A 22,456-nucleotide genomic window follows, 5' to 3' on the forward strand; every position below is an offset into this window, starting at 1 on the left:
GATACGCAAAATCAAGCAGCGTGGAACCGGGCTCAACCGGCAATATAATCAATGCGACATTCGACCCTTCTCCTGGTTCTCGCCAGCTCCGTGCTGGCGGGATCGATGGCCTCCCGCACGGTGGCCGAGCCGTCCAATCCCGCCGAAACCGTTCTCTTCCACGAGACCTTTGACGGCTTCTCCGCCGGCCAGCGACCGACCAACTTCACCGCCGTCCGACCGCTCGGGGGGAACCGGGGAGCAACCGATCCGATTCCGGCCCCGGCCAATGAAAACGGACCGGTCGGCGCGGTGATCGTCGGCCCCGCCTCGTCGCCGGCGCCGTCGATCGGGCATCGCTCCCTCAGGCTCTACGACTACGCCAGCGGAACGACCTCCGCCGACCGGGCCAACCTCGAGCAAACCTTCTCCCTGCCGCCGGGCGAACCGCCCGGCCTGATCCGACTGGAGATCGTTTTCCGCCGTTCCGTCCCCATCGAACGCTCCCATGAACACGCCGGCCTCCATGTCTCGATGGGTGCGGCCGCCGAGGGGCAGACGTTGCACACCCACCTCGCCCGCGCCGTAGAAGTCCGTTTGTTCAACGACGGCACCTATCGAGTGGCCGGAACCGGCACGACCGATTTCCAACCGTTCGAACCGTTCGCCTCGACCGGCGTCCACACATTATCGATGGTCGCCAACCACGGTTCCTCCGCCCTGCCCTACCAAGGACCCGACGGCAGCGGCCGCGTCTTGTCGGCCCACTCGTTCGACGTGTTTCTCAACGACGCCCCCCTCGATCTCAACCGCGGCTTCCGCAGCGATGAAAATGGCCAGCCAATCGCCGACGAACTCGGCAAGTTCGGTCTCATGACCGGCAACGCGCTCGATCGAACCGGGATCGATTTTCTGATCGACGAAATCCGGGTGACCTCCCTCGCGACTCCCGCCGAACCGATCGTCGCACCGCTTTGGCTCGACTTCCTGGCGGCCCGTGAAGCCGGAGAAATCCCCACCCTGCCCGATTTCTCCTACGCCGGTTATCATTATTCGGAAAAAGAGGTCCCGCGCCGGGACGACCTGCCCCGTTTCGACGTCAGCGACTTCGGCGCCATCCCGGACGACGACGCATTCGACGACGACGCCATTCAGGCCGCGATCGATGCCGCCGAAGCCGCCGGGGGCGGAATCGTTTTCTTCCCCCCGGGACGCTTCCTCGTCAGCCCGGTCGCCGAGGTCGGCGAAGAAGTCACCGAGGGAATCCGGATCTCTTCGAGCAACATCATCCTCCGCGGCAGCGGCACGGGCGACGACGGCACGGTAATCCACCAGGTCGAGCGAAAGGAGCATATCGCCGGTTACATGTTCCGAGTCGCTCCGCCGTCGGTAAGCAGCCCGACTCTCGCCTCCATCACCGCTCCCGCCCCCCGCGGGTCGTATGCCGTTTCGGTGAGCAACCCCGCCCAGCTCACCGAAGGTCTCCGGGTGTTGATCGCCTACACCGGAACCGAAATCGTCGACGACTATTTCGCCCCCCTCGCCCCTCCGCCACCAGAATGGGAACGCCTCCACGACCAAGGCCTGGTGATCCGCGAGATCCACACCGTCGACCGAGTCGAGGGAAACACTGTCTTCTTCCGCGAACCGCTCCACTTCTCGATTCCCCAGACCGAGACTCCGTTCGTCCTCCGCCGCTTCTCCTACATCGAGGAAGTCGGGATCGAAGGAATTCGGTTTCGGGGAAACTGGGACAGCTCTCCGGAGCGTTTCGACCATCACAAAAACGATTTTCACGACTACGCCTGGAACGCCATCCGGTTCGAGAATGTCGGCAACAGTTGGATACAGGATCTGGAACTCCGCCATTGGAGCCAAGGACTCTACTTCGACAGCTGCGCCGCGATCACCGTGCGCAACGTCCGATTCACCGGGAAACAGGGACACATGTCGATCCACACCCGCCGGGGCTACGGCATCCTGATCCACGATTGCGTCGACGAAGCCGGACAATTCCACGGTCCGGGACTCGGCTACTCCGGGGCGGGCACCGTTTACCTTCGCCACGAGATGCGGGTCGACCAACGAATGGACAGCCACTCCGGCACCCCCTACGCCACTCTCTTCGACGACATCCAAGGAGGCATTCTCGCTGGCAACGGCGGTCCGCTGGTCAGCTATCCGCACCATGGCCGGGACCTGGTTTTCTGGAATTTCGCCCACCGGTCGGACCACGAACAGGTCTACGATTTCTGGAGCGTCAACCGCCGCAACAGCCACACCTTCGCCCTGCCGTCGTTCGTCGGTTTCACCGCCGACAACGCAGTCACCTTTCTCGACGAATCCTCCAAGGTCGCCGTCAACGAATCGTTCGGACGCCGCGTCCGCCCGGCCTCCCTTTTCGAAGCCCAACTGCAATACCGCCTCGGCCGGATGCACCTCGAGGCCGGACCATCGGGGCGGGCGCGACTGGGCGACGGCCCCCTCCAGTTGAGCGGTGCCATCGAGGATCTCGGTCTTCCCGCTGGAAGCGAAATCGACTTTGCCTGGGAAATCGTCGAATCTCCGGGCGACGCCGGGCTCCAGGGAACGGAAACGCTGGAACCGGTTTTGACCTTCTCGCAACCCGGTCTCCACCGCATCCGACTCACGGCCACCTCGGGCGATTTCCAAGCGTGGACCGATGTCCGGGTCGAAGTGGTGGCCGACCCCGGCGCCCCGTGGGAATGGAGTGATGTTGGCGAGCCTGAAGCGGAAGGCTCGGCCTGGAAACATCCAACCAACGGATACATCCTCGAAGCGTCCGGATCGGACATCTGGGGGAACGCCGACGCCTTCCATTTCCTGCGGCGAACGGTCGAAGGCGACTTCACGGTCGAAGCGGAACTCCGTTCCCTGCGGGAAAAGGATCTTTTCACCAAGGGAGGAATCATGATCCGTTCCTCCCTGGCGCCGGACGCCTCCAATCTCTTTTTCGGCCTGACCTCCGCCCAAGGTTTGACCCGCCAGATCCGGGCAACCGACGGCGGCCCCACAGTGAGCCTTCGCGAGGAAGGCCTGACGGTTCCCCGGTGGATTCGAGTCGAGCGGTCGGGCGACACAATCCGCGCGCTCCACCGGGCCAACGTTAACGAACCGTGGACGGAATTCGGCGAACCGATTACGTTTCCGTCCGGCGAACCTCTTTTCGTCGGCTTCGCCGCGACCAGTCGTCGCGACGGCCGGCTCACCCGGGCGGAGTTCGCTCACGCCGGCATCATCCTTCCCGGTTCCTACGGCGCGTGGCGGGAGCTCCATTTTTCCGGGACGGCCCGCTACGACGACCGTATCAGCGGACCGGTGACATCCGGCGTCGGCGGTCGACCCAATTTTTATTATTACGCACTGGCGTTGCCGCCGACGCAGACGTCGACGGCGACGCATGTCCGTATCGCCACCGATCCCGGCGCCGACCGCTTCGGCCTACGGTTCGACCGGCCGATCGGATTTCGCAATGTCGAGTATACCTTGGAGAAATCGGACAATCTGATCGAATGGAAAGAAACCTCCGGCGAATGGAAGGTCTTCGCCGGAACGAACGCGGACCATGAAACAGTGCACGTGTATCCGGCAACAGAATCGTCCGGCAAAACCCGCGAATTCCTCCGCCTCCGCATCCGCTGGACCGAGTAGCGACGCAGGGCCGTCCCGGCTCCGTGCCGAGCATTAGGACGATTACGCCTCTCCCGCGGACCAGACGGAGCTGGTCCCTTCCGCGAAATCCACGTGCTGAGACGAGTGGCCCTGCCACGCCGGAACCAAGGTCCCCATAGCCCAGCGGGCTTACGCCTTCCAGCCCAGGGTTGAGCCGAGAGGCCCTGCCACGCCGGAACCAAGGTCCCATAGCCAAACGGGCTAACGCCCTCCAGCCCAGGGTTGAGCCGAGAGGCCCTGCCACGCCGGAACCAAGGTCCCCATAGCCCAACGGGCTTACGCCTTCCAGCCCAGGGTTGAGCCGAGGGAAACGAGGCCTACCCTGGGGAACGATACCCGAGGCCAAGAACCGCAACGCGGTTCCGCCCGCGAAATCCACGTGCTGAGCCGAGAGGCCCTGCCACGCCGGAACCAAGGTCCCCATAGCCCAACGGGCTTACGCCCTCCAGCCCAGGGTTGAGCCGAGGGAAACGAGGCCTACCCTGGGGAACGATACCCGAGGCCACGAACCGCAACGCGGTTCCGCCCGCGTTCAAGCCACCATCGCCCGAAGGCCGGGGCGCAACCTCTTCGAGGTAGATTGTCTCGCGACCGAAACCCAAGGTAGCCCCGCATTCGCGCGGCAACCTTGGGCTGGAGGACGAAACGCCGTTGGCGTATAAACCCAATGTGGCGGGACCGTCCCAGCTCCGTGCCGACGATCACGCCTCTCCCGCGGACCCGACGGAGCTGGTCCCTTCCGCGAAATCCACGTGCTGAGACGAGAGGCCCTGCCACGCCGGAACCAAGGTCCCATAGCCCAACGGGCTTACGCCCTCCAGCCCAGGGTTGAGCTGAGGGAAACGAGGCCTACCCTGGGAACGATACCCGAGGCCACGAACCGCAACGCGGTTCCGCCCGCGTTCAAGCCACCATCGCCCGAAGGCCAGGGCGCAACCTCTTCGAGGTAGATTGTCTCGCGACCGAGACCCAAGGTAGCCCCGCATTCGCGCGGCAACCTTGGGCTGGAGGACGAAACGCCGTTGGCGTATGAGCCCAAAGTGGCGGGGCCGTCCCAGCTCCGTGCCGAGCATCAAGCCGATCACGCCTCCCCGCGGACCAGACGGAGCTGGTCCCTCCCCGGAACTCATGCAGCGACCGCATGAATGCGGAACTCCAACAAAAGGTCGGCCTTTATCCACAACAAAGCCGCGCCCGGGATTCCGGACGCGGCTTGTTTGATTACAATTTTGAATACGGATCTTACTCGGTCCGGGAAACCGACAACCGAAGAAATCCGCGGCTTCCATCCAACGGGATTCGGGCCTCTCGGAGTTCGAGGCTTCCTTCCGTGGCGACTACTACGTCGACCACTTCGTCGGTGCTCCATCCGACGAGATTCGAACCGGCTTCGACCGCGTAGGTGATCTCGGTTTTCGTGGTGTCGCGGTGATAGGTCAGCACCAGGTGCGCATCCCCTTCGATCATCGCCACCGATGCCGACGGCAATCCGGGATTCCAACCGTCGACCGCCGCACGCGACGCTTCGTTCGGATCGAGGCCGAGGGCGTATTTCAACAGATTGCGCACTCCGTCGCCACTCGGATCGGCCCCGTCGGCGGCATCGCCTTCATTGGCGGTGGTCCCGAAATGCAGTTCGCGCCACTGCTCGATCGGCGACAAGTCAGGCCCGCTCAAGACGTCCGTCAAAGACAGAAACTGCTCGGCGATTTGCTCCGGGGAGAGCTCGAAATGATAGATGGCAAACTCGTCAATGATTCCGACGTCACCACTCGGATTTCGAAAGGCGTTGTTCATCCCGAGATTGTTTCCCAGGATAAAATGACTGGCATCACCGACCACCGCGTCATTCGCGATATCGATAACTCCACTCATCAACTCTCCACCCACCTCACCCAGGTGCCAATTGACCTCGCCGTCATTACGAGCCTCATCCCATGTCACGGCAAAATAATACCATTCACCACCTGTCAACTCATGCGCCTCCGCGATAGCCTGAGTGGTGTTGCCGATTCGCAATTTCAGGCTATTCGGAGGATTGTTGTTATTGTTTTCGAAGAATAGGGCAAAGGCGTTCCCGTCGCCGGTCGAGTTACCTTGCGCGAAAAGGAAACGTTGGCCTCCGAACACCAATGTCTCGGGTGCCCGGAAAATGAAACCGACCGACCCAATGCCCGTGGCATTCTCATCGCGAAACCAACCACCACTATCAGGCATCGGATCGAATGCGGCCCGCAGACCGTCGGATGTATTAGCGAATTGATAGGCCGCCTCGGGTGCGCCAAATAGGTCCCATGTGAAAGAGCCACCGGTACCGACCGCCGCCAGGGTTGCGGTCCCAGCCGAACCAGCATTTGTCAAATCTCCGTCGAGTTGCCAGTAGTAGGCGGGACCATGATCAACTACGACCTCCTGGAAATACTTCATTCCATCCGTCGGGGGAGGGGGTGGCAGAGCCGAAGCGAGGGCGAATTGTTCTTCGATTTGCTGTGGCGATAGCTCATAATCGTACAAGGCGAACTCGTCGATCCGGGCCGGTTCATCAGGGTTCCGGAAACCGGAAGTGCGCGGTTCGCCGGACCGATTGCCAATGTAGAACGAGCCTTGGTTTCCGACAACCGCCTGATTGGCGATGTCATGACCGGCGGACGACAACTCCTGGCCCAATTCGCCAATGTGCCAGAACGCTTCCGGAGTGTTGCGGGCTTCGTTCCAAGTCAACGCGAAGAAATACCAGGTATTCGGTTTGAAGTAAGAAGCAGGCTGAACCACCCGGGTGTTATTCCCCAACCGCATCTTCAGACTATTCGGATCGGAATTAGTGTTGTTCTCGAAAAAGAGACTGAAGGCATTATTGGGCCCTGTTGCGTCCCCCTGTGAAAAAATGAAACGCTGCCCTCCAAATGTCGTCGACGCCGGAGTCCGGAACAGCATTGTCAACGATCCAGTGGCTTCGGCGTTTTCGTCGGGACCGGAGCCACCGCCGCTGACCGGGTCGCTTGACAGCATCAACGCCTCCTCGTGCGAACGGATTTCCCACGCCGATGCCGCGTTCTGGAAAAAGTCTTCGCCAAAAATCAAGTCGACCTCTTCCGGCGCGAGATGCACCAAAGTCGCCTCGCCGGCCGTACCAAAATTCTGCAAGGTTCCGTCGAAGGTCCAGTAATGGGTCGGCTGGTGCGAGAGCACCGCGTTCTGATATTCGCTCATCGCACCGGCCGAAACGGCGGCGAGCATCGCTCCGGCCACTAGGCCGGAAAGGTAAGGAAGGGTCTTCATGGGCAATGTCGGGTTTGGTTTTCGCGTGCGGAAATCCCTCGGAATTTCCATGTTTCTCCGTTTTTTCTGGCAAAGGAAGGCGTTCTCGTCAATGAATAATTGATAATTATAAATTAATTTCTGATTAAAATGAATTCACACCCGATCCCCCTCCCTCCGAATTTCGTCTGGCGCAGTTACACCGGCGGGTCCCGCCTGAGGGATTTCCGCCAGGCCGCGAGTCGGCCGGCCGACGATCATTTCCCCGAGGATTGGCTGGCGTCCTCGGTCACCGCCCGCAACCCGGGCCGCGACGATCCGTCGGAGGGAATCAGCCGCGTCGAAGTCGACGGGAAAACGATGCTCTGGACCGATTTCCTGAGGGAACAGGCCGAGGCAATGCTTGGAACGGGGCGCGATTCGTTTGGAGCGTTGATCAAGTTGCTCGATTCCGCCGTGCGGCTCCATATCCAAGCCCATCCCGACCGTGATTTCGCCCGCCGCAAATTCGGCAGCGACTACGGGAAGACGGAATGCTGGTACGTGCTCGAGACCCGGAGCCCGGAGGCCTACGTCCATCTGGGGTTTCAGCACCCGCCCGCCCCGGCCGATTGGCTGCAAATGGTCCAGAACCAAGACCGCGCCGCGATGCGGGCCTGTTTCGACCGGATCCCGGTCAAGCCGGGCGACTGTTTCATGGTGCCGGCCGGCATCCCTCATGCCATCGGCGAAGGGATTTTCATGATCGAGTTGCAGGAGCCGAGCGACTGGGTGGTCCGCTGCGAGTGGGAGGCCGGAGGTTACCAGCTTCCCGAGTCGGCCCGCTGGATGGGGCTCCAGCCGGAGGAGTGCCTGGAAATGTTCGACTACCGCCGCTATGCCCCCGCCGACATCGACGCCGTTTTTCGCCAGACGCCCCGCCTGATCGAGAAGGGACCGTCCTGGATCCGCGAAGAAATCATCGCGCCGAAATGGCACGGATTCTTCCGGTTGCGACGGATCAGTGGGAGCGGTCCCGCCGCGTGGTCAGGCGGCGAGCCGACGGTGGCGATTTTGGTCCGCGGCGAGGGAAGTCTCTCCGGCCGACCCGCCCGGACGGGTGACGTGTCGTTCCTCCCTTTCTCCGCGTCCAAATGGGATTGGAAGCCGTCCGGCGCAGGAGAGTGGGAAATCCTCCTCGCCCTACCGCCGACGCGGTAGCCCGAAGTGGGAGAGGCGTCCCGCCTCAGTGCAGTACCCACGTGATGCCCGGCACACGGAGGCGGGACGCCTCTGCCACTTTCCATGCCCGCGGGACGCCTCCGCCACTTTGGGACCGGTGCGGCTCACCAGGTGACGACCAAATCGCCGCTGCCTTGGAGGTCGGCGGTGATGCCGCCGTCGCGGTCTTGAACCTCAATTCGTTCGCCGCGGAAGAAGGCGTTGAGTCGTCCTCCGGCGGAGGGGTCCTTGAACCGGATGCGGTAAGGCTCTTCCTCTCCATGGATCGCGATCCGATAACTCCGTCCGTTCGCCTTCATCGATCCACTCGCGGTCACCGGTCGGTCGGATGCGAACAGGAGCGTTCCATCAGCCCGTAGCTCCGTCCCTTCGCAAATCGCCCAGGCCGCCGGACCTTTGCCGATGCGGAGAAAAGCCATCGCGGCTTCGGCTTCCAGAGGGCCTCCTTCCAAACGGCCGGTCGATCCCCGCAACAAGAATGTGTCGTCGAACCCATCCTTTTGAATACGGGCGCCGGTCTGCTCCCCTCGGGTCAGATCGGTGAACTCCGGCTCCTTCCTGTCGGCGGACAAGGGAACGATCACTTGGAGAAACTCCACCGCCTCCCCCCGGCGCTTCGCGGCCACATAACCGTAACTGGCGTAATCTGCTTTGATATAGGAAACCTCTCCCTCCCGGTCGTCGAGTTCGATCCCGTCGCCGAGGATCCATGCGGTCATTCGGGCGGATAGACCGTATTCATCCTCCGAATATTTCCATGACCGGCGGTTCCCTTCTCCCTCCATTTCCCCGCGGCCGCCGTGCAGGTAAATTTCGGCGGTCCGCGCTTCCGGACCTTCGACCCGGTCGGCCACGATGAAGTAGTCTTGTCCAATGAAGGCGATCGCCCGGCGCCAGATTTGACCGAGGGCGAAGAACGTTTCTTTCTCCTGAAAGGCGAAGGCGGGAGTGTCGATTTCGTAGCGGGAAGGAGGCGTTTGGTTCTCCTCGAAATCCCGGGCGGGCCAACCGTCGATGGTTAGGGTGTTATGGGCTTCCGCCGTGGCGTACCAGCCCAACCGGATCGGTTCGCCGTAACTATCCCGAGTGTATCCGGAATCCGATGCCATCATTTGGTTTTCCGCCTGAATGATGAAGCTGAGATGATCGTGGTGGTTGTGATTGTCCGACTCGGCCACGCCATGGAACAGGAGGTAACGGTGACGGGGGTCGTTGAAACTCCAATCGCTGCGGAAGATGGTTTGCCCACCTTCCAGGAAGACGTTTGGAGAGACGTCCGGAGCGATCGGCTCGATCTCCGGAACATAGGTCAGGAACTCGTCGATTTCCAAGGTGTAATCCCAACTGGCGCCGGTATAGTTGAACCCGCTTTCCGCCCGTTCCCGCTCGAAGGGACTGAAGTCGGTGTGCACGAAATTCCATTGGAGGATGTTCGCCAACGGAGCGATCGAATGAAACCGGGTCGGCGTATCGCGGTAGGCGGCCGCGACCATGTGGGTCGGTCCCGGCCGGATCCATGAATCCTCCAAATTGGGCAACCAACCCCGACCGTTGCGGGCGGCGATCACCCATTCGAAAGCCGGCTGGAAATACGGAAAATGGTCCTGGCCCGAGATGTTCCGGTAGTGGTAGAGAAAGGGGACGAAATTGATCCACGAAAAGATGAGATACTGGGAGCCCTCCCGGTAGATCCCGTCTTCACTGAAGAAATAACGGGTGTTCTGGTTCGCCGCGCGCAACGCCTCCCGCAACCAATGCTCGGCCTCCGGTTCCTCCGCCAAGACCAAGGCCAAACTCCCGAGACCCCACGCCGGTTTCGACAAATGATTGTGGGGACGGGGCGCCCAATGATGAAGGTTCTCCGCCATCGCGTTTCCTTCCCGCACCAACCGCGACCGAATTTCCCGGTCCTCTTCCGGACTCAAATACGGTTGCACCCAATCATAGGCGGCGGCGTAGTTTTGCGCCCAGGTGCCCCGGTAGATTTCATCGACCGGACTGCTCGGCCGGGTCGGATCGAGTTCGTAGATCGGTCCGTCGTAAGACCGTTTCAACGCCGCGATCGCCCGCCCCCGGTAATGTGCCCGCTCGGCCTCCGACTCGGCGAGGATCGACAGGAGTCCGTTGTATTTGGCCAGTCGCGACATCGTTCCGTAATACTGATGAATCGCCCGCCGCGGCGAAGAGGCGGTGACGACTTCCGGCAGGTCCATTGTCAGATGTTCACTTCCGGAAATCAACCGCCACAACCGGCGGGCGTAATCGTCGGCGTCTTTCCGCGCCCGCAAGTCGTCGATCTCGTCCGGCCCGAACCAGAGCGAGGGACGCACCTCGCGTTCGGGAAGAACCGGCTCCTCCGGAACCGCCCAACCGGTATAGGTTTCGTAATTCGCCCCCTGTCCATATGCCGACGAAAGGATGACTTGCCCCACCAAGCCCGCCGACAGCAGAACGCCGGCGAGATTGCGGAAGGTGAATCGAGAAAGATAGAGGTACATGATAATTCTCCGTTGGCGCGAATGCGCGGATGTTGATTTTCAGAATTCAGGCGCAGTAAACGCCGCCGTTGATGTCCAAAGTCGTGCCGGTGATGAACCCGTCGTACTCCGACGCGAAAAACGCCACCGCCCGGGCGACGTCTTCCGCGGTTCCGGCCCGGCCCAAGGGAATTCCCTCGATGGTCTTCGCCGCTGATTCGTTGGTGGTGTGGGTCGCATGGAATCGGGTGCCGAGAATCAAGCCCGGCGCCACCGCGTTGACCCGCACGCCTTGGGGACCGAGTTCGGCGGCCAACGCCCGGGTCCAGGTCAACACCGCCCCCTTCGCCGTCGAATAAACCAGCGAGCCTCCGTGCCCTCCCTTTCGTCCGGCAAGGGAAGACAAGTTTACAATCGAGGCCGATCCGGCCTGCGTCAAAGCCGGGACCGCGGTCCGGGTGACCCACATCATCGAGGTCAAATTGATCGAAAGACTTCTTTCCCAAAACTCCGTTTCGATCTCGGTTACGGTCCGCCGGGCCACCAAATCGCCGGCGTTGTTGATCAAAATATCCAAGCCTCCGAGGAACTCGACCGCCCGCGTGACCATGTCGACCGCTTCCTGTTCCCGGGTGAGATCGGCCTGGAAGACCTCGCATCGCCCCTTCCGGGCATGCACCCCCCGCTGACAAGCCTTGGCTCCATCCGCGCTGGAAAAATAATGCAGGGCCAAATCGCATCCCCGCTCCCCTAGTTCATTGGCGATCGCCTGCCCCAAACCTTGTCCGGCGGCGGTGATCAACACCCGCTTTCCTCGCAGCTTGTCCATGGTGATCCCATGCTAGAAAAGTAAAACCCCGGAGGTCAATTAATAATTATTAAAGACGGTTTGGAAGTTGCCGCTTCCTCCTCTAAAACTTATCGGTTCATGCGGGGTTGCTCGACCAATTGGAGGGTTGTCTTCCAGCCGACCTTCTTCCACGACCGCCGCCGGCGGCGCACAGCAGGATGCCATCCCTCCCAGTGGCGGGGCAACATGGCCAAAAAGTAGTGGGGTTGGCTTTGCCGCCCTATTTTCCGGCGGGCTCGAATGCCCGGAATCGTCGATCTCCAACTTCGACGCGCGGAAAATCGAAGCCGTTTAATCGTCCTCGGCCGCTGCGTTCGGGCGGCGAAGCCAACCCGACTACAGAGGAGGCATTCCGGATTTTCTTCTCGGCCTTTTATGAACCGTGGTTACTCCTGCCTGAGTATCGTGAGACAGGCATTCCTGCCTGTTCTTCCACTCTCTTCAGACGGGCACAGGCGAAATGCCTGTCTCACATGCGGATCAGCCCCCGCGTCGCATTCCGCGCCGGACCGCTCGATTGGCGGACGTGCAGACCCGCCGGAAGGACCACATCGCTGAAAACTTCGTCGGGTTCGCCGGTCGCTTGCAACAACAACTTCCCGGTGATCTCCCCCATCTTTTCCGGATCGGCAAAGGCGGCGGTCAAGCCCGGCTCCTCCTCATCGCAAATCCGGGTGCCGTCGACCGCCACCACGCTCACTTCCTCAGGAATCTTGATTTGCCGGGCGAGCAGATAGTTGACCGCCCCCCGCGCCATCAAGCCGTTATAAGCCACCCAGGCGGTCGGCAGCTTGTCGCGCCCGAAGCGTTCCAAGAAACGCTGGGCAACCGCTTGGCCGTCCCGGCGGTCCCCCTCCCTCTCGATGCCGATCTGTTCCGGTGGACATTCCCCGCAAAAGGTATGCAAAGCGCTTTGAAAGGCGGCGAAACGTTGCTCGTGTCGCCCCATCCCTTTATTTCCGCCAATCCAGGCAAACGACTGATGCCCCTCCTGGCAGAGCCGCTCGATCAGCAAGTCGACCGCTTGGGCCTCGTTGCTCAACACCGAATGGCAAAAGCCCGGATAACTCGCCGAAACCGCCACCAAACGCGGAAATCGCTCGCGAACCCGCTTGAGAAACGGCAACTTGACCTCCCCCATGATCACGATGCCCAACAGATTCCGCCCCACTTGGCGCAACGTGGCGAAATCGTCTTCCGGCAAGGTCTCCTCCGTCCCGAGAAAAAGCGACGAATAACCGTTCTTTTGCAGAAAAACATGCAGACCATGCTGCACGTGACTGAAAAAATTGCTCTGGGTGTAAAGTGTCAATCCGGCCCGCAACACAAAGCCGACCTGGGTCGGACGCGGAGTATTCCCGTTCTCCGGAATCAACATCCCTTTCGGGGTATAACCGAGACTCTCCGCGTGCTCCCGGATCCGACGGTAGGTCTCGGCATTGATCCCCTTGCTCCGTCCGTTCAGGACCATCGAAACCAGCGCCTGCGAAACCCCGAGGTCCGCGGCGATCTTTTGTTGAGAAACTTTCTGCTTTTGTGGCGCCAACTTCATGGAAGATGTATTGATTATTTATACGCTGCCAAGAATTTTCCCTTGATTCAAGAGGATTATTAATAATTATTAACTGCCATGGAAACTATTACTCCACGGATTTTGGCCGTCCTCACCCCCCAGGAATGGGACGAATTTCTTCCGGGGGAAACCGGCGACTGGCTCCGCCGCCAGCCCGGTTTCCATGAGATCGACCCGGCCTCGCTCAACTCCCAGGAATGGACCGCCCGCCTGAAGCAGGTTCAACCGGAGGTGATCGTGACGGCATGGAAAACGCCGCCGTTACCGGCCGCTCTCTTTAATAACGGAGTGAAGCCGCCGCATTACATCTGCCATCTGGCCGGGACCGTCCGGAAGCTGGTTCCCCGGGAATTGGTCCAAGACGGCCTCCAGGTGACCAACTGGGGCAATTCGATCAGCAAGACCGTCGCCGAATGCGCCTTGTTGCTGACGCTTTCCGCCTTGCGCCGCGCCAGCTACTGGGCTTTGGCAATGCACCGCGAAGGCGCGTGGAAAAACGGGCAAACGGTGACCGAAAGTCTGTTCGGCCGTCGCGTCGGCATCCACGGGTTCGGAGCGATCGCCCAGGCCCTCGTTCCCTTATTGAAACCGTTCAACGTCGAGATCCAGGTCTTCTCCCCGAGCGTGCCGGATGAAATTCTCCAACGCCACGGGGTCGGCCGCGCCGTTTCCCTTGAAAACCTCTTCGACTGGTCGCAAGTGCTGATCGAACTCGCTCCTTACACTCCCGCCAATCACCACATCGTCGACGAAGCCCTCCTGCGGCGGCTTCCCGCCGACGGCGTATTCGTCAACGTAGGACGCGGCGCGGTCGTCGACGAGGAGGCACTACTAAAGATCGCCCGCGAAGGAAATCTTCAGATCGCCCTCGACGTTTACGAAACCGAACCCCTTCCCGCCGACCATCCGCTCCGCGGCCTTCCGAACGTCACCTTACTGCCGCATCTCGGAGGTCCGACCCGCGACCGCCGCCGCGACGCCGGTGCGTGGGCGATCGACAATTTGAAAGCCTATTTCGGCAAACAACCGCTCAAATCTGTCGTCACTCTCGATATTTATGACCGTGCAAGCTAAACCGACGCTCCATTGGGGGTTCTCTTCCATGGGGGCTCCCGAAATGAATTTGGAAAATCTGGTCGACCTGGCCGCCCGGCTGGAATGTCCGCACATTGAACTCCGGTCGGTGGAGAACTCCATCGACTTGCCGGCGGTTTTCGACCGGATGGCCGGCGAAGGCCGCGATCCCGCCACAATCTGCCAAGCCCGCGGGGTCAAGATCGTCGGACTGAACAGCTCCTTCAAGCTCACCGAATCCGGTGATGACGACCGCGTCCAACTGGAGGCGTTCGCCCGTTGGGCCGAGCGGATCGGCGTTCCGTATATCCGGGCGTTCGGGGGCGGCAAATGGGGCGAACCGGTGACCGCCGCTCAATGGGACCGGGCCTGCGACAACCTCGCCTGGTGGCGTCAGGTCCGGGCCGATAACCGATGGAAAACCGATCTGGCCCTGGAAACCCACGACGCCTTCTCCGGTTCCGACGAATGCCTCCAGTTGATCGACAAAACCGGCCACGATCTCCCGATCATCTGGGACACCCATCACACATGGAAACTCGCCGGCGAATCACCGCGCGAAACATGGAAGAAGATCGGTCTGTCGGTCGTCCATGTTCACTTGAAGGACAGCATCAGCAAGCCATCCGCCCGCCATCCGTTCACCTACGTCCACATCGGCCGGGGTGAATTTCCGTGGACCGAGGTCACTTCCCTTCTCGCCATCGCCCGTTATTCCGGAGTGATTTCGATCGAATGGGAAAAACTTTGGCACCCCTATCTCGACCCGTTGGAACAGGCCCTGCAAACGGCCCGCGACGCGGGAATCTGGTAATCGAATCGGTTTGGTTCGCCAACCGAGCCGACCATTCCAACCTCCTTTCACCTCCGCGCGGATCCGGGACGGCTCCGCCACTTTCGCGCAGACATATCATGAAAAAATTCCTCTTCATCCTTTTCCTTCCCCTCGCCCAACTCTCGGGCTCTCCTTGGGAGATGCCGACGGAACACCCGCGGACGATGGTCCTTCCCGGACAAGTGGATTCATTTCGTGAATACGTTCTCACCGGAGAAGGCGCCGACTTCTTCGCGGGCATGCGGAAAGAACTCGATGCGGTGATGGATCGGCCGTTTCCCGAAGAACCTCCCCACTTCGGCGACTCCTCTCCCCAAGCCCGGACCGCCGCCAAGATCAACGCATGGCGCGCCGCCCAGGACACTTGCGGCTGGGTCGCCGGGGTCGCCGAAGCGGCCGCCCTCGTTTGGGTCGCCACCGGAGAGGAACGCTATCTTGAAAAGGCCCAGGAGTTTCTGGTCAAGTCCTCCCGCTGGGATCCCAATGGCACCACCGGAGTCGATTACAACGACGAAGCCCACTTCCGGCTCTGGCGGAAACTCCCCTTGGTCTACGACCTTGTGCGGGATCAACTGTCGGAGACCGACCGCGAAAAGATCCTGGCCTCCTTCCGCGCCCGGGGCAATCGCGCCTTCGAATCGCTCGCGGAATACGACATCCAACGCGTCCGGCCGAACACCGTTCCGCCGCCACACACCAGCCACCCGATCCGTTTCATCTCGATGACCGGATTGGTCGGCGCGGCCTTGTGGGACGATCTTCCCGAAGCCCGCGACTGGTTCGCCTTGGCCGTGCGTTTCTACCGCGAGAGCTTCACCCCGTGGGGCGGCGAAGACGGGGGCTGGGCCGAAGGCGTCGCCTACTGGCGCGCCCTCAACGAACACGGCCGCTTCCAGGATGCCTTGCTCGCCTTGGATCACCCGGAGGCATGGAACGGAAGCTTTTGGCGGGAGACCGGATACTTCCCGACCTACTTCCTCCAACGATACGAAGCGACCTCATTCGGCGACATCCCGGTCCGGGGCAAAATCAACATGCAGGCCCAGATCTCGCAGTTCCTCGAACGGGCCGGTCGGCTCTTCCAGGACGGCTACCTGATCTCCGCCTCCCGAATCAACCCCGGATCCCGCAACCACCTGCTTCGACAAGGTTTGTATTTGGGACGAAACTACCCGACTGGAATGGAACACCTCATCCGCCATTTCCAACAAAGCCTCGAACCGATGCCGGATCCCCTGCCGTTGACCGATCTTCCCCAGGCCCGGCATTTCCGCGATATCGGCTGGGTCAGCATGCATTCGGAACTGGGCAACGCGAACAACGACATCATGCTCTCTTTCAAATCGAGTCCCTACGCCTCCTTCAGCCATAGTCATGGCGACCAAAACGCCTTCATCCTCAATGCCTACGGCGAAAACCTCGCGATCAATTCCGGCTACCGCGAGTTCCACCGGTCCGCGCACCACGCCGGATACACCCGTCACACCCGGTCAAAAAACGCCATCCTGATCGGCGGCCATGGACAGGAGGTCCAAACCACCGAGGCCCGAGGGAAAATCACGCGGTTCGGACAAAACGATCGCGTCGCCATCACCACCGGCGACGCCACCGAAGCCTACCAGTCCGGTCCCGAAGGAGCAAACGTCCTGCGGGCCACCCGCGACGTCGTCATGATCGACCGCCGCTACTTCGTCATCCGCGATGTCGTGCACACCAAAGAACCGCGCCCTATTTCCTGGCTGTTGCACGCCGAAGCCCCGATCACCTGGTCCGCCAACCGCCGGACCGCCACGGTCCAGCGGGAAAAAGCGTCGTTGGCCGTCCAGCTTCATGGCCCATCCGCATGGAACGCCCGATCCTGGACCGGTTTCCCGATCGCCGTTGAGCCACAGTACGTGAAAGACGGATACACGGACCAATTCCACTTCGCGGCTACCACGCCGGCGGCGACCCGCCACGAAGTCTGGGCCGTCCTCTGGCCTGACCGCCGTTTCGATCAACTCTCCCGGCTAAATTCCACGCCGGACGGACAGTCGCGCATCCGAGTCACCCGGCCCGACGGACGGACCGATCTAATCGTGCTGGACGACAACCGGATCGAGGTCCGGTAGAGTCCCCTCGCCGAAGGCGACCAATCGAAGGCGAATCGACCCCGCAAACCAATTGCTGCCCTTCAGGCAGCACCCTCGCCCCAACCAAAAACCCAGCCCTTCGGACTGGGCTGTGGAATTCCGCACCTTCGGTGCTACCAACACCCGGGTTCGGCGAAACCGATTGGGTGGCGCCGCAGCGATTCTCCAAAATCCTCTGAGAAAATCCCACCGGTAAAGGAAAGACCGCATAAATGCGGAACTCCAACTCGCCAAGCGGTTGAAGGTTGGGGTTCCGGCATTAGTTAGCCGGTCTTCGCGCCGTTTCCTTCCGGGCGGCAATCTCAGGAAACTTTTGAAAATCGCTTTAATGCTATAGCCCAGCTCGAAGGACTGGGGATTCGGTCCATTATGTTTCGTGGCCTTCGAGCATCGCAGGCGAATCGACCTCGCAAATCAATTGCTGCCCTTCAGGCAGCAACCTCGCCCCAAACCCAAAACCCAGCCCTTCGGACTGGGCTATTGAATTCCGCACCTTCGGTGCTACCAACATCCGGGTTACCGGTTACACGAATGCACCTTACCAGTTCACTTCCAACATTCGGAAATCGCGCGGCAAGATGTCGGTCTGGATCCGGCGGCCATTCGAATCGATCGGCTCGCCGGTGAGTGCGTCCTTCACCTGGAAATTGGTCGCGGCGATGCCCAGTCGATCGGTGTCGAGATCGGCCTCCGCCCGGATCGTTTCATCCCCCCAGTTGAAGAGAATGAGCAGGGCTTGATCCTCCCCATAATGCAGAATCGGACGGACGGATTCCGGGGCCGTGGCTACTCCATTATTCGGTTGCCAATAATAGGCGACATCCATCTCACTCAACGGATACGACATGCGCGTATTCAGAATTCGCGCGATCAATCCACCATGGTAGGTCAACGATCCGTATCCGTCGATATGGGAATCGTGGATCATCAAGAGCCCCATCATATCGCGAGCGGTGGCAATGGTCGGAGATGAGGTCACCAAGCCGCGGAGCTCGTCCCGAGTGATCTGCGGAAGGAAGTCCGCGATGAACCCGAACGCCTTGCCGGTATGCTGCACCTGCATGAGTCCTTCGCTCAAGAAACTGCTGTAAAACTCCTGTCCGACAATGCTGCGCGGATGACCGGGGTGGGTGTATTTTTCCCCATCCCAAAAAATCGTGGTGAAGGAAATGATCGGTACGAGCACTTGATAGGAACTGTGCCACATGAACTCCGGCGGTTGCCCGTTGAGTTCATACATCATAATGTAGGCTCGCTTCATGATGTCCCGCATCGCGAAGAAGTTCCCTTGTCCGACCCACTCGCCATTATGATCGACATATCCGCAACCGTGGTCGGGATTACGACATTGATACATTTGCTGGTCGAGGTAGAGCGCCCGCAAGCCGGTATCTTCCACCAACTCCTTCAATTTCCAGACATAATAATCGGCGAAAGTCGAACCGTAACAAAAGCGCTCCGGATACGAGGTCGGCCGCCACATCACCCCATGCCAGTCGTTCCCCGGCGCCGTGTGCCGGTCGATCGCCAATAGGTCTTCCACGGAATGCCCTCCGGGGTTGCTTTGCTCCCGACGGCTCCAAGCAGCCGCCTGACGGGCCAGCGCATCCTCGACGCTGCCCTCAAAGCGCCGCTGCTGATCCCATTGGTCCTTCCAAAACATCACTTCGCGATGGATCATTCCGGGATGGTCGACGATCCCGAATTTGCCCCGGGAAAATCGATACATTCCGAAATACTCGGTCGACGAGGTGGTAAGAATCTCCCTTCCTTGAGCCCGTTCCGATTCCACGTCGTTTCTCGCTTCTTCCCGGAAGGTGTCTTGAAAGGGATAGTAATAGCCATCGCCCCATCTCCATTGCAACAGGAACGGCCGGTTCTCTGTGGTCCGGTCCCAACCGACCCGCTCCCGGAAATTCTTGGCCCGTGGCCGCATCGGTGTCGCCTGAATCCCGAACACCAATTGCAATGGCTCTTCCAGCGTAAACTCCCGGTCGGCGAACTTGATGGTAAACATCCGGTTGCCATCCTCCACCGGTCCGATCACCTGGATGTCGTCTTCGTTCTGAATCGGCCAGCCTTTCATGTAATTCGCGAACCAGGTGAAACCGACTTCAGGATTTCCGAGCCAGACCAATTCCCGAAACGCGTCCAACCGGATCCCTTCCGCCGGAGTCGAGTCGGAATCCGACATCGGGGGCAACGCCGCCCCCCCGGCGATGCGACCGCCGATCCGAACCCCACTACGGGTCCCCGTGTAATGGAACAGGGTCGTCGTCTCCGCCCGCAAGGGAAAATCCAGATAGAGCCCGCTCGGCCGCGCCCCAGACGGACCGGTAAGACGCATCGTCACCTTGCCCATTCCATCGAACTCGTATTCCTTATCCAACCGGATTTCGTATCCGTCGGATCGCGACACGCTCCGCACCAACACCAGCCCGTCGTGTCGTTGATCGATGCTGACTTCAGCTTCCCGGAACTCCACCCACCGGTCCCCTGTCCGCAAACGGAAGACCGGTCCTCCGCTCATCAACTCCGTGTCCTGACTGAGCAGTGAAACCGGCAGAATCGAGTTGTCGTAGCGGTAGACTTTCCCCCAGCTATGAATCGATTGCCCTTCCACGGTCATCGGGGTCCATGGCGGAGGCACGATTTCACTGCGGCCGATGTCATTCTTGAGCCATTCCTGGCTTTCCCGCAGTGTCGTCTCAAGTTCGGCGCGGGTCCACTTCCGCTCGTAAACCTCCGAATCCGCCGACAAAAACGGGGTGGTGACAGCACTCACCAAAACAAGGCCCAGGGCGAACCGAAGGGGCCGTCCCATGGAGGCCGCCGGGATATCAAGTAGGTCTTTCATCAATACAGAATTGCTATGTAGGTTTGTGAAGCTGCCCGCCGGGGGGCCGCGGCCGTCGACGGAGTATCCGGGAATGGAAATCAGGATCCCGGGACGGTCGAGACCACGATGTCGTCGAACGAGACCGCCATCACCGAATTGCTGGCTTGTTCCGCCGACCAACGGTTGAGGACACTGATATCACTCCAAAAGTAATGGGTGTTCGAAACCGCGGATTGCCCGGCTTCGTCGCTGTCGAGATTGGTCACGCTGACCCAAAAGGTTTTGGCCGCTGGATCCGCCGCGATGATGACCTCATACCAATCCCCGACCTTCACGTTGCGAATCAATGTTTCAATCGGGCCTTGGGCGCCGCCTGCCTGATCCCGGCGGCCGAGCACGCCGAACGCCCCCGGGCCGAACCGGAAGCGAGCGGCGGCGCCGATCTCATTCGGCACAATGCTTCCAAGCACGACTTGGTGGGTGCCCGCCGAGTCGTCGTCGATCCGGATCTTGAAACTCGATTGCACCTCGCCCCGCTGCGGATCGAAATTCCGGCGCATCGTCGGAATGTTGGCGGACGATTCGTCCTTCCGGAAAAGGCGGGCAACCCGCTCGTTCGCTCCCGATCCTCCGGTCGAGGAACCTTCCACCACCTGGACTCCCTGTTGATCCCCTTGGTCAAACTGCACCACCCAGCCGGCCCGATTCCCATCCTCCGGTTTCTTGCCGTGGAGGCGGGCATCCGCGGCGTAGGCCTCGAAGTTTTCGTTGAGCAATTCCTTCGCCCCATACGCCACCGGAACCATGGCGGAGAGAGCGATCAACATCGTTGAGAACAGGGCTGTGACTTTAGTCTTTTTCATTGGCGTGAGTTGGAAGGTTTGAGAGAAATTGGCCGCCTGGAGATCGTCCTTGTCAATCCGCCTCTGATTCCCCGGCGGCCGAAAATCGAATACTGTGGTAATAAATCCGTTCGTCACCGGATTTGACGTGAACCGCAATCCGGCCACTTCGATGATGGTTGAGGGGAAGCGGGAGTTCCAATTTCAAACTTCGTCCCGCCATCACCCCCCGAGGCATTTCAACGGATTCGGACGGCTGCAGTTCCCCTTCGCCAAACAAATCGGCGCCCACCGTGACCCGCCTCGGCCGGTCCGGGGAGAAAATCTCGACCATGGCCACCACGCTGTCGTCGCGCCAGACGAATTCCCCCAATCGGATTACCGGAACGTTTTCGCTGAAACGAACCTCGCCAGTCGATTCCACATCGGTCATCGCCCCCGCCGGGTGCGTCCAGGCGATACCCGAGCGGGAATGAATGAAATTCGCGGTCCACGTATCGTCCCCTTCCGGCAAGGGCAGGCCGAGATCCCGGAAGCGGGCCGAGAACTCTCCCACCCATTGCTCCGAAGTTCCGCCCGTTTTCCAGGTCCAACGGCCGTTCCAATTCTCGTCCGCCGATGGCAACAATTGCACCCCCTTCTGCGTTCCATCCCGGGCACCGGTCAACTGAATCAACCTTCTGGGACGTTCGCCGCTGACGAAAGGAGGCGCCAAAAATATGTCCAAAGTATCCCCTTCCTCGACCGCCTCCCGGCCGCCGGCACCCGAAACAATTACCCCGAGATAAAGATGTTCTCGGTCGTAGCCGAGGTAGGCAGCGGTCTCATTCCCGGCGAGCCGCCCCTCCTCCGTAGTTACCCAACCGCCCAACCGGGTCGCCCCCTCCCACTCCTCGCGGTTGAGTCGGCCATCCACCACCGGCGGACTCCTCATGAATGGAACGGTGACGAGATTCATCTCCACGGTGGGCGCGCTCATCAGAAGGGTGATGAACCTCTTCCGCGCGTTCGCGGGATCCAGGGAGCCGCCACTGGCGATCACCAGGTCGGAAAAGGCCGTGCCGGGATTCCCGTTTAGCCGAAGGGCGTTCAAGCGCCCGCTGACGTTGGCCGGAGTCACCCGCCGGGCGGGAAAGCCGTTTACCGTCAACAGGAGATCGGCCCCCGCCACAGTCAGGTTGACATGATGCCAGCCGACGGCCCGTTGGAAGATCCGTTTCCGCGGCATCCCGGTCGCCCATTTCCCGTCGTCCCACGAATAAACCGGATAGGTTTGGACGACTTCGCCGTTTTTCTCCAAGACCAAATCGGTGCGGCCGGCCACCTTCCTGAGTGTGTAACGGTCGGTTCCGATCCCCATCTCAGCGAGCGCGACGGCGCTCCCATCCAAGGCATTCCAGCGAACCGGTTTCAGCCAGAACTCAACGTAGTAGTTCGGTCCGAAATCGCGCACCTCCCACCCCAGGGTTCCTTCACGGATCGCCAACGCCTGCTGGTTCTCCAAGCGGCCGTCGACCATCTCCGCCCGGCTTGGCTCGCCGGCCAGCGATGTTCCCGCCGGCGCGGGGTATTCGACCGCCTGACCACTCGCCACCCCGGCCCACAACAGGACCGCCACCGCCGCCAAACAACGACTGAATCGCATCATAGGTCTTTTCCGCTGAAATCTTCTTCCGAGGCCGT

At 60.7% G+C, this 22,456-nt stretch carries 12 protein-coding genes; 5 read left to right on the top strand and 7 right to left on the bottom strand.

Annotated features, from left to right (window positions below; translation table 11 throughout):
• The first annotated feature begins 51 nt into the window (after positions 1 to 51).
• The gene (locus tag ACWUI2_RS00260) at positions 52 to 3,651 is read left to right on the top strand and encodes a DUF4955 domain-containing protein (RefSeq protein WP_486980855.1); all 3,600 of its coding nucleotides are present in this window, start codon (positions 52 to 54) and stop codon (positions 3,649 to 3,651) included.
• Between the two features lie 1,263 nt (positions 3,652 to 4,914).
• Here ACWUI2_RS00260 and ACWUI2_RS00265 read toward each other — a convergent pair.
• Positions 4,915 to 6,951 (bottom strand): LamG-like jellyroll fold domain-containing protein, encoded by a 2,037-nt coding sequence (locus ACWUI2_RS00265; protein ID WP_486980856.1) that lies wholly within the window; start codon positions 6,949 to 6,951, stop codon positions 4,915 to 4,917.
• Positions 6,952 to 7,080: 129 nt separating this feature from the next.
• Between ACWUI2_RS00265 and ACWUI2_RS00270 the strand changes: the two genes are divergently transcribed.
• Positions 7,081 to 8,130, top strand: a complete 1,050-nt coding sequence (locus ACWUI2_RS00270; protein WP_486980857.1) for a class I mannose-6-phosphate isomerase — start codon at positions 7,081 to 7,083, stop codon at positions 8,128 to 8,130.
• Between the two features lie 125 nt (positions 8,131 to 8,255).
• On the opposite strand, the gene ACWUI2_RS00275 is transcribed toward ACWUI2_RS00270, so the two are convergent.
• The 3 genes from ACWUI2_RS00275 to ACWUI2_RS00285 form a co-directional block, all read right to left on the bottom strand.
• Positions 8,256 to 10,649 (bottom strand): heparinase II/III domain-containing protein, encoded by a 2,394-nt coding sequence (locus ACWUI2_RS00275; RefSeq protein WP_486980858.1) that lies wholly within the window; start codon positions 10,647 to 10,649, stop codon positions 8,256 to 8,258.
• A gap of 46 nt (positions 10,650 to 10,695) precedes the next feature.
• Positions 10,696 to 11,457 (bottom strand): SDR family NAD(P)-dependent oxidoreductase, encoded by a 762-nt coding sequence (locus ACWUI2_RS00280; protein WP_486980859.1) that lies wholly within the window; start codon positions 11,455 to 11,457, stop codon positions 10,696 to 10,698.
• Between the two features lie 490 nt (positions 11,458 to 11,947).
• Positions 11,948 to 13,030, bottom strand: a complete 1,083-nt coding sequence (locus ACWUI2_RS00285; protein WP_486980860.1) for a LacI family DNA-binding transcriptional regulator — start codon at positions 13,028 to 13,030, stop codon at positions 11,948 to 11,950.
• A gap of 78 nt (positions 13,031 to 13,108) precedes the next feature.
• Between ACWUI2_RS00285 and ACWUI2_RS00290 the strand changes: the two genes are divergently transcribed.
• From ACWUI2_RS00290 to ACWUI2_RS00300, 3 genes are all read left to right on the top strand, one after another.
• Entirely contained in the window at positions 13,109 to 14,125 is a 1,017-nt protein-coding gene (locus tag ACWUI2_RS00290; RefSeq protein WP_486980861.1) for a hydroxyacid dehydrogenase, read from the top strand.
• Positions 14,109 to 14,939 carry a sugar phosphate isomerase/epimerase family protein gene (locus ACWUI2_RS00295; RefSeq protein WP_486980862.1) on the top strand — a complete coding sequence of 277 codons (831 nt, stop codon included), beginning with the start codon at positions 14,109 to 14,111 and terminating at the stop codon, positions 14,937 to 14,939. The genes ACWUI2_RS00290 and ACWUI2_RS00295 overlap by 17 nt, the downstream gene beginning before the upstream one ends.
• Positions 14,940 to 15,037: 98 nt before the next feature.
• Positions 15,038 to 17,071, top strand: coding sequence for a heparinase II/III domain-containing protein (locus ACWUI2_RS00300; RefSeq protein WP_486980863.1), 2,034 nt, complete (start codon positions 15,038 to 15,040; stop codon positions 17,069 to 17,071).
• Positions 17,072 to 17,630: 559 nt separating this feature from the next.
• Here ACWUI2_RS00300 and ACWUI2_RS00305 read toward each other — a convergent pair.
• From ACWUI2_RS00305 to ACWUI2_RS00315, 3 genes are all read right to left on the bottom strand, one after another.
• Positions 17,631 to 19,949: a glycoside hydrolase domain-containing protein gene (locus ACWUI2_RS00305; protein WP_486980864.1), complete on the bottom strand. Its 2,319-nt coding sequence runs from the start codon at positions 19,947 to 19,949 to the stop codon at positions 17,631 to 17,633.
• Positions 19,950 to 20,029: 80 nt separating this feature from the next.
• Positions 20,030 to 20,794 (bottom strand): hypothetical protein, encoded by a 765-nt coding sequence (locus ACWUI2_RS00310; protein ID WP_486980865.1) that lies wholly within the window; start codon positions 20,792 to 20,794, stop codon positions 20,030 to 20,032.
• 52 nt (positions 20,795 to 20,846) lie between these two features.
• Complete coding sequence (locus ACWUI2_RS00315) at positions 20,847 to 22,421, bottom strand: DOMON domain-containing protein (protein WP_486980866.1); 1,575 nt, start codon at positions 22,419 to 22,421, stop codon at positions 20,847 to 20,849.
• Positions 22,422 to 22,456: the final 35 nt, after the last annotated feature.

The sequence above is a fragment of the Verruconatronum alginivorum genome (assembly GCF_056590205.1).

What these genes read in the sequence shown, in the direction of transcription:
- ACWUI2_RS00295 (WP_486980862.1), top strand. Translation starts at nt 14,109, where the DNA reads ATGACCGTGCAAGCTAAACCGACGCTCCATTGGGGGTTCTCTTCCATG.
- ACWUI2_RS00260 (WP_486980855.1), top strand. Translation starts at nt 52, where the DNA reads ATGCGACATTCGACCCTTCTCCTGGTTCTCGCCAGCTCCGTGCTGGCG.
- ACWUI2_RS00285 (WP_486980860.1), bottom strand. Translation starts at nt 13,030, where the DNA reads ATGAAGTTGGCGCCACAAAAGCAGAAAGTTTCTCAACAAAAGATCGCC.
- ACWUI2_RS00310 (WP_486980865.1), bottom strand. Translation starts at nt 20,794, where the DNA reads ATGAAAAAGACTAAAGTCACAGCCCTGTTCTCAACGATGTTGATCGCT.
- ACWUI2_RS00280 (WP_486980859.1), bottom strand. Translation starts at nt 11,457, where the DNA reads ATGGACAAGCTGCGAGGAAAGCGGGTGTTGATCACCGCCGCCGGACAA.
- ACWUI2_RS00290 (WP_486980861.1), top strand. Translation starts at nt 13,109, where the DNA reads ATGGAAACTATTACTCCACGGATTTTGGCCGTCCTCACCCCCCAGGAA.
- ACWUI2_RS00315 (WP_486980866.1), bottom strand. Translation starts at nt 22,421, where the DNA reads ATGATGCGATTCAGTCGTTGTTTGGCGGCGGTGGCGGTCCTGTTGTGG.
- ACWUI2_RS00275 (WP_486980858.1), bottom strand. Translation starts at nt 10,649, where the DNA reads ATGTACCTCTATCTTTCTCGATTCACCTTCCGCAATCTCGCCGGCGTT.
- ACWUI2_RS00305 (WP_486980864.1), bottom strand. Translation starts at nt 19,949, where the DNA reads ATGAAAGACCTACTTGATATCCCGGCGGCCTCCATGGGACGGCCCCTT.
- ACWUI2_RS00265 (WP_486980856.1), bottom strand. Translation starts at nt 6,951, where the DNA reads ATGAAGACCCTTCCTTACCTTTCCGGCCTAGTGGCCGGAGCGATGCTC.
- ACWUI2_RS00270 (WP_486980857.1), top strand. Translation starts at nt 7,081, where the DNA reads ATGAATTCACACCCGATCCCCCTCCCTCCGAATTTCGTCTGGCGCAGT.
- ACWUI2_RS00300 (WP_486980863.1), top strand. Translation starts at nt 15,038, where the DNA reads ATGAAAAAATTCCTCTTCATCCTTTTCCTTCCCCTCGCCCAACTCTCG.